The sequence below is a fragment of the Prosthecobacter sp. genome, from assembly GCF_014879935.1.
Lineage (GTDB): Bacteria > Verrucomicrobiota > Verrucomicrobiia > Verrucomicrobiales > Verrucomicrobiaceae > Prosthecobacter.
On record NZ_JACSRD010000210.1, the window covers coordinates 76,300 to 83,905 of the forward strand.

Below are 7,606 nucleotides of genomic sequence, written 5' to 3' on the forward strand. Positions count from 1 at the left end.
ACTCACGCCACCGGAATGAGCACCCTCATGCAGCCGCAGATCCTCTGGGTGATCTCGATCATCGCCTCGGTGTTTCAGGTCGCGTTGATCATCAGCGCGTTCATCAATCAGGGCATCACACCCGAGTCCGGTTTCAAGACCTGGACCCGCAAAACCTCCGTGCGGCTGACGATCTCCGCCTTGGTCGGCTTCGGCTGGGGCGGCGTGCTGGCCTTCCGCCAGAACCTGCCTCCAGATGCCGCGTTCGTCATCGCGATGGTCTCCGCGGTCGCTTTCACGGTGCTGATGACCGTGCTGCTGCGCTTTCTCATCGAAGAGTGACCGCAAGACGGGCGCGAGATGCCACCAGGTGACGCGTTATGCTGCTCCTCATGCGCTTCTGCCATCTCGTTTCATCATTCTTGCTTGCGTCCATCAGTGTTTCCGCCGCCGACGCGCCAAAGTGGAAGGCCCTCAAGCCGCAAACTCCCGCAGGCTTCACGTTGAAGACTCTCGTGGTCGAAAAGCACCCCGAACACGACGTGGAACTGCACGTTTACGTGCCGGATGGCGAAGGAACCTGGCCCTGCATCCTCGACATCCACGGCGGCGGCTGGAAAGCCCGTCAGGTGGAGGCGGACAAGCCGATGATGGAACGCCTCGCCCAGCGCGGCTTCGTCACCGCCCTCGTCAGCTATCGCTTGAGCACCGAGGCGAAGTACCCGGCCGCGCTTCACGACTGCAAGGCCGCGCTGCGCTGCCTCCGTGCGCATGCGAAGGAGTTGAAGCTCGATCCTGAACGCATCGGCTGCATCGGCGGCTCCGCTGGCGGCCACCTCTCCGGTTTGACCGCCATGACCTCGGGACTGGCCGAATTTGAAGGGGACGGACCTTTCAAGGACCAGTCCAGCGCCGTCAAAGCCTGCATCGTCATGGCCGCCACGCAGGACCTCGTGGCCGCCAACACCGGGAAGAAGAATGACGGCGCGCTGCTGTTCTTCGGCGCCTACTGCGATGACAAACCGGATCTCTACAAGGCAGCCTCTCCCATCACCCACGTTCGGGCCGGTGTGCCGCCCACCATCTTCATCGAAGGCGAAAAAGACACGCTCAAAGTCGGCCGTGCCGAGATGATGGCGAAGCTGAAGGCCCTCGGCATCAAAACCGCCGTTCACACGCTCAAAAACGCGCCGCACCCGTTCTGGATGAGCGATCCCTGGTGCGCCGAAACCGTCGAAATCGCCGCCGCCTTCTTCAAAGAGCACCTTGGCGAAAAGGAACCGTGAACTGAGAACAGCGAACCGAGAACAGAAACCTCACTTCGTCGCCCTCGGCAGCGCCTGCACCAACAGGCTGTAGAACTCATTCTCCGCCGGCTTTTCGCCATCGCTCTTCAGGATGTTTGCCACCACACCGAGCGCCTCTTTCTGCGCCGTCTTGGTTTTAAAGGCCTGCGCCCGGGCGTTCATGTAGTCGATCATCGTCTCGTCGCTCTCCGACATCTCACGCGCACGGGCAAAGGATTCGTCGATGAACAGGCTCTTCGGATGCTTCGAGTCCCAGCCTTCCGCGATGAAGGCGGACTCCAGCAGCCGCTCCTCCGTGAGCGAGATGTGGGCGTCGGCATAAATCGAGAGTGTCAGGAGATCAAAGAGGGCTTCGCGTTCGGTTTGTGTCATGGCGGGATATTGCCAGCAAACGCCGCTCAAACTCAAGAATTACTTCGCACGACTCCCGCCTTGACCATTCCCCGCCGCTCTTGACCTCTTGACGCCCTCCATGTCCGACGCCGCCACCACTCCCATGATGAAGCAATACCTCGCCATCCGGCGGGAGCTTCCGGAGGATGTGCTGCTGTTTTTCCGCCTGGGGGACTTTTATGAGCTGTTCTTCGAGGACGCGAAGGTCGCCTCGCCCATCCTGAATGTGGCGCTGACGAAACGAAACGCGGTGCCGATGTGCGGCGTGCCGCATCATTCGTCGCAGGGCTACATCGCGAAGCTCATCAAGGCCGGCAAACGCGTCGCCATCGCCGAGCAGACGACCGATCCGGTGCCGGGGAAGATCGTCGAGCGGGCCGTGTCGCAGATCCTCAGCGCGGGCACGATCAATGACCTCAATTTGCTCGACTCGAACCGCCCGAACTACCTCGCCGCGGTGTTTCGCGATGGGAAGAAATTCGGCCTCGCTTATGTCGATCACACCACCGGCGAGTTCGAAGTGGCCGAGTTCAAGGACACCACCGAGCTCGCGGATGAGTTGGAGCGTCTCCAGGCCAGTGAAATCCTCCACAGCGACGATCAGCGCGACGTGATCGAGGCGCTCGGCAGCCCGGCCTGTGCGCAGGCGGTGGAGAGTTACCTGTTTTTGCTCGATCAGGCGCAGCACAGCCTCACGCAGCACTTCAAAGTGCAGTCGCTCGATGGCTTCGGCTGTCAGGGGCTCAGCGCCGCGCTGTGTGCCGCCGGCTGCATCCTGCAATACCTGCAATTCCAGCTCCGCCGCAGCGTCGAGCACATCCAGCGCCTGCGCGTCGCGCAAACGAGCGACGTGGTGCTCATCGACGCCGCCAGCCAGAGCCACCTCGAGCTCGTCAGCGCCCGCGGCGGCAACGCGCACACGCTTTTGAGCGCCCTCGACCGCACCTGCACGCCCATGGGCGGCCGCAAGCTCCGCCACTGGGTCCTCCACCCGCTGCGCGATCTCGACACGCTCACGCAACGCCAGGACATGATCGCCGCCTTCCTCGATGAGCCCATGCTCCTCAGCCAGGTGCGCACGCTGCTCAAAGAAGTGCGTGATCTGGAACGCACCAGCAGCCGTCTGAGCCAAGGCAGCGGCAATGGGCGTGATTTGCAGGCTTTGGCGGTGTCTTTGGAGGTGGTGCCTTCACTCAAAGATCTGCTCACCTCTCTTGAGTCGCTTCAGTCTCTTTCGTCCCTCCTTCCGCGCCTCCACGACCTCACCGCGCTCTCTTCCGAAATCCAACGCGCCATCGTCGATGAACCGCCCATGCAGATCAAAGAAGGCGGCGTCTTTCGCGAGGGCTGGCTGCCGGAGCTCGACGAGCTTCGCAATGCCTCCACGCTCGGCCGGCAGTGGATCGCGGATTTGCAGGCGCGGGAGATCGAGCGGACGGGCATCAAGAGCCTCAAGATCAAATACAACGCCGTCTTCGGTTACTTCATCGAGATCACCAAGGCGAACGTCGGCAGCGTGCCCGCCGACTACCACCGCAAGCAGACCACCGTCAACGGCGAGCGCTACATCACCGACGAGTTGAAGCGCATGGAGGACAAGATCCTCGGCAGCGAGGAGCGCAGCAAGGCGCTGGAATACGAGCAGTTCATCGAGCTGCGCGGCCGCGTGCTGCAGCATCTCGCGCAGATCCAGGAGACCGCGGAGACCATCGCCGTGCTCGATTCACTCGCCTCGCTCGCCGAGACCGCGCGTCTTTTCAATTACACGCGCCCCGTGCTCAATGAGACGCGGAATCTCTTCATCCGCGACGGCCGCCATCCCGTGCTCGATCAGAATCTCACCAGCGGCGAGCGCTTCGTGCCGAATGACATCACGCTCGAGCCCGAGGAGAGCCGCCTCATCCTCATCACCGGCCCGAACATGGCCGGTAAGAGCACGTATTTGCGCATGACCGCGCTGCTCACGCTCATGGCGCAGATTGGTAGCTTCCTGCCCGTCGCCAGCGCGGAGATCGGGCTCGTCGATCGTATCTTCACCCGCATCGGCGCCAGCGACGACATCGCACGCGGCCAGAGCACCTTCATGGTCGAGATGAACGAGACCGCGCTCATCCTCAACAACGCCACCGAGCGCTCATTGGTCATCCTCGACGAGATCGGCCGCGGCACGAGCACCTTCGACGGCCTCAGCATCGCCTGGAGCGTCGCCGAGCATCTGCATGACAAGGTGGGCGCGCGCACGCTCTTCGCCACGCACTACCACGAGATCACCGCGCTCGCGCAGAGCCGCACCGCCGTGAAGAACTACAACGTCGCCGTGAAGGAGTGGAACCATCAGATCATCTTCCTCCACAAGATCCTCCCCGGCTCCGCCGAAAAAAGCTACGGCATCCAGGTCGCGAGACTCGCCGGCCTCCCCGAAAACGTCATCGACCGCGCCAAGGAAGTCCTCCACCAACTCGAATCCGGCCACCAACCCGCCGAAAGCGTCCAAGAAGTCCCCGTGGCAACGAGCGTGCCCGCGAAGACCCGGAAGAAGCCGCGCAGTGATGAGGACGCGGGGCAGATGAGTTTGTTTGGGTGAGGAAAATGACCGTGACTCTGTTGGACGTTTAACTATTCTCGCAACCAATGAAACAAAATCAGCTTCGTCTAGATTCTCCACCAATTGTCGAAGCGGTGGTGGACATCGATTGTGACATGCCGCCCAAATTTGATTTGGCTTCTTTAGAGGCTGCTTCCAAAGAAGCCTATAAACCTCGTTATCCACACTTTCAGCTCCGGTTGATGGAGGAGTTTCAAATTAAGGCTGAGGAAAATGGACCATCAGTGCAAAATCGGAAGCGAGCTGTTCAAGCGTTCCAATTTCGACAGGTTGATCAAGCTCAACTTGTTCAGGTCAGGTCTCAGGGGTTTTCGTTTAACCGTCTCAAACCCTACACAACGTTGACGGATTATTTGGAGGAGATCGAGTCGTGTTGGAGAAAGTTTGTGGAGATTGCGAACCCCGTTCAGATCAGGTCTGTTAGGATGCGATATATCAATCGCATCTTGCTGCCACTCGTAAATGACGCTTTGGAGTTCAACGACTACATCAAAGCTTGCCCTCAATTACCTGAAAACAGCAACCTCGCTTTTGTAGGCTTTCTGAACCAGCACTCTGCTGTGGAGCTTGCCACTGGTAACGAGGTAACCATCGTGCTCACAACCCAAGCACCTGAAAATGACCAACTGCCGATCATCTTCGATCTCACGGTTTGTTCGCAAAGAAGCGGCGAAGTTGAAAATTGGGGCTGGATTCTCGAGCAGATTCTGTCATTAAGAAGTCTCAAGAACCGTATTTTCGAGAACACCCTCACCGAAAAATGCCTGAACCTGTTTCGACATTAAGTTTAATGTTTGTGGGCTACGCGGCCATTCAGCCGTTTGCTCGCCGGGGCACTGCTGTGTCATCTGAGGCACAAGCGGTTCGTCGCGCAGCTTCTGCAGTTGTTTCTAGCGCAGAACGTTCAGAATCATTGTTTGGAGAGAAAGCCGAATTGATATCCCAGTTGTGGACGCTCTATGACGAGTGTTCCCAACATGATTGGGATGGTAGCAATGCGATGCCAATGAGTGGAATTGCGGCAGCAGCCACTGCTGAATTCATCAAGGTGCTTCCTTCCGGAGTGCCTCTCCCAGAACTCGCTCCAGAACCAGATGGGGCTATTTCTTTAGATTGGATCGTCTCCAAGCGGCGCGTGTTTTCCGTTAGCATTGGAACCTCGGCCAGGTTGTCTTTCTCGTGGCTGGATGGTGCCGATAGTGGCTACGCTGTAGCACGATTTGATGGGATGCAGGTTCCTCAGCGCATCTTGGAAGGAATCAGTGCAATTTTGGGCCATGAGAATGCTTCCATCCGGTTTGCCTGATCATGTAAGTGATCCAGAGTGCGTCTCAAGGTTTCTGACCTCGAGCAGTCAGTTCAACTCTACAATGGTCAAACCCGCTGCGTTCTTGCCCCATCCGGTTCATCGTAATTCGTCGGTGTTTCGAATTGGCGAAGATCCAGAGCAATTGCGCAAGGTGTGGCAGGAAACGACTTCTGGGGAGCGTCAGCTTAAAGCTGTAGCCATCGTGAATGTATCGGAGGTGCGTCGAGCTCAGCTTGATGTTGTTGCCGAAGAGCCTCCGCCTAAACATGCGAATATTGAAGGATGGCCATGGGTGGAAAGTGATCCTGAACTTCAGAAGGCACGGCAAAAAGACTTGGCTACTCAGGTTGCCAGTTGCGCCCAGTTGGTAGTTCTTTGAAGAATGTAGGCTTCCGGAAATGACTTCAAGAAAATCATCCCGGCCGCAACTGTCTGACAAAATGGCTGTAACTCTCTTGTCATAGCCGAGCACACGAGGAAGCCGGGCCGTTGGAGCTTGCCCGGCGCAGGCGAAGGCATCCGAGGGTCCCATGACGGCCACCCTGACCGCCCCGGTCGAAGCCTTGCTCCGCGAGCAGGTCGCCAACGGTCACTTTCCAAGCATGGATCGGGTCTTGGAAGTCGCGGTGAAGACCGGGGAAATGACGTCAGGCTGCAACTGTCTGACAAAACGGCACCCGGAAAAGAATGCCAGGAAAAGAATGCCAGGAAAAGAATGCCAGGCATTCAGTGCTTGACCGCCACCTCATTTTGACCATTGTCTCCCTCCATGAAGACCTCAAAAAGCCCTGAGAACCAATCGATTCCCTTGGAGGAGCAGCTTGTCGGCATCAATGCCAAAACTGCTCCCTATCCCGCCGCGCGGTCTTGGTCGGGCGGCAGGCGGCGGATTCTGGGGAAGGGACCGCTGGAGAGCTACACCTACCACGTCATGTCCCGCACATGCGGAGGGGAGGTGTTTTGGGATGACGTGGAGAAGGAGGCGTTGCGACGCCTGCTCTGGAAGATGGCCGAGTTCTCGGGGGTGCGACTGGTGACTTACTGCATCATGGGCAATCACTTTCATGCGCTCGTGGACGTGCCGAAGCGCGAGATCTGGCTGGAGCGCTTCGTGGGAGTGGGCGGCGAGGAAAAGCTCTTCGAGCACCTGCGCACGCTCTACAGCAGGGAATTCGTCGGCCTGCTGAGGCAGGAGATCGGGGAACTGCGGCGGCTGGGCATGCACACGCTGGCTTCGGCGAAACTGGAGGCGATCAAGAAGCGCTTCTGCGACCTCTCAATCTTTGTGAAGGAGGTCAAAGAACGCTACAGCCGCTGGTTCAACAAGCGGCGCGGGCGAAAAGGCACGCTGTGGATGGACCGCTACAAAAGCGTCATGGTAGAGGGCAAAGGCGAGCCGCTGCACACCATGGCTGCGTATATCGATCTCAATCCGGTGCGTGCGGGCTTGGTAAAAGACCCCAAGGACTATCGCTGGTGCGGCTACGCGGAGGCGGTCAGCGGCAGCCGCCGGGCGCAGCGCGGGCTGAGCAAGGTGACGGCGAAGCCAGTGGATGGCTGGGAAGCGGCTGGCGGAGCGGAGGCGTATCGTTGCCTGTTGTTTTCGACTGGTGTGGAAGTCAAAGACGCGCAGAACGAGAATGCGGTGCGCCAGGGCGTGACGGCAGAGGAGGCGCGGCAGGTGCTCAAGGAGAAAGGCAGGCTGAGCAACACCGAAATGGTGCGGCTGCGAGTGCGCTACTTTAGCGATGGTCTAGTGCTGGGAAGCAAAAAGTTCGTGGAAACCGTCTTCATCGAAAACCGCGATAAATTCGGCCCCAAACGCCGGGATGGCGCGCGAAGGATCGCAGAGAGTGCGGGAGGATTGTTCGCCCTGCGACGCTTGAGAAAACGTTCAGTCGGCTGACAGGGGCGACGGGACTGCAAAAACCGCTGCCGGGCTACCCATACTAGGCAGTGTTTTAAAACCTCAAAAGGCGAGAGAAAGAAGTTGTACTCACGGGTTGGATAACG

The 7,606-nt window shown here is 58.8% G+C and carries 9 protein-coding genes; 8 read left to right on the forward strand and 1 reads right to left on the reverse strand.

What is annotated here, in order from left to right:
- Positions 1 to 15: 15 nt before the first annotated feature.
- Both IAE77_RS23990 and IAE77_RS23995 read left to right on the forward strand, forming a co-directional pair.
- Positions 16 to 321 (forward strand): hypothetical protein, encoded by a 306-nt coding sequence (locus IAE77_RS23990; protein ID WP_294232188.1) that lies wholly within the window; start codon positions 16 to 18, stop codon positions 319 to 321.
- Between the two features lie 80 nt (positions 322 to 401).
- Positions 402 to 1,265 carry an alpha/beta hydrolase gene (locus IAE77_RS23995; protein WP_294232190.1) on the forward strand — a complete coding sequence of 288 codons (864 nt, stop codon included), beginning with the start codon at positions 402 to 404 and terminating at the stop codon, positions 1,263 to 1,265.
- A gap of 30 nt (positions 1,266 to 1,295) precedes the next feature.
- Here IAE77_RS23995 and IAE77_RS24000 read toward each other — a convergent pair whose 3' ends face one another.
- Entirely contained in the window at positions 1,296 to 1,658 is a 363-nt protein-coding gene (locus IAE77_RS24000) for a hypothetical protein (protein ID WP_294232191.1), read from the reverse strand.
- A gap of 100 nt (positions 1,659 to 1,758) precedes the next feature.
- On the opposite strand from IAE77_RS24000, the gene mutS reads away from it, so the two are divergent.
- From mutS to IAE77_RS24030, 6 genes are all read left to right on the forward strand, one after another.
- Positions 1,759 to 4,263 (forward strand): DNA mismatch repair protein MutS, encoded by a 2,505-nt coding sequence (gene mutS, locus IAE77_RS24005; protein ID WP_294232193.1) that lies wholly within the window; start codon positions 1,759 to 1,761, stop codon positions 4,261 to 4,263.
- A gap of 47 nt (positions 4,264 to 4,310) precedes the next feature.
- A complete protein-coding gene (locus IAE77_RS24010) occupies positions 4,311 to 5,069 on the forward strand; it encodes a TIGR04255 family protein (RefSeq protein WP_294232195.1) in 759 nt (252 codons plus the stop codon).
- Positions 5,045 to 5,590: a hypothetical protein gene (locus tag IAE77_RS24015; protein WP_294232196.1), complete on the forward strand. Its 546-nt coding sequence runs from the start codon at positions 5,045 to 5,047 to the stop codon at positions 5,588 to 5,590. Before IAE77_RS24010 ends, IAE77_RS24015 begins: the two co-directional genes overlap by 25 nt.
- Positions 5,562 to 5,972, forward strand: a complete 411-nt coding sequence (locus tag IAE77_RS24020) for a hypothetical protein (RefSeq protein WP_294232198.1) — start codon at positions 5,562 to 5,564, stop codon at positions 5,970 to 5,972. The genes IAE77_RS24015 and IAE77_RS24020 overlap by 29 nt, the downstream gene beginning before the upstream one ends.
- A gap of 151 nt (positions 5,973 to 6,123) precedes the next feature.
- Positions 6,124 to 6,330: a hypothetical protein gene (locus IAE77_RS24025; protein WP_294232200.1), complete on the forward strand. Its 207-nt coding sequence runs from the start codon at positions 6,124 to 6,126 to the stop codon at positions 6,328 to 6,330.
- Between the two features lie 32 nt (positions 6,331 to 6,362).
- Positions 6,363 to 7,499 carry a transposase gene (locus IAE77_RS24030; RefSeq protein ID WP_294232202.1) on the forward strand — a complete coding sequence of 379 codons (1,137 nt, stop codon included), beginning with the start codon at positions 6,363 to 6,365 and terminating at the stop codon, positions 7,497 to 7,499.
- Positions 7,500 to 7,606 lie beyond the last annotated feature (107 nt).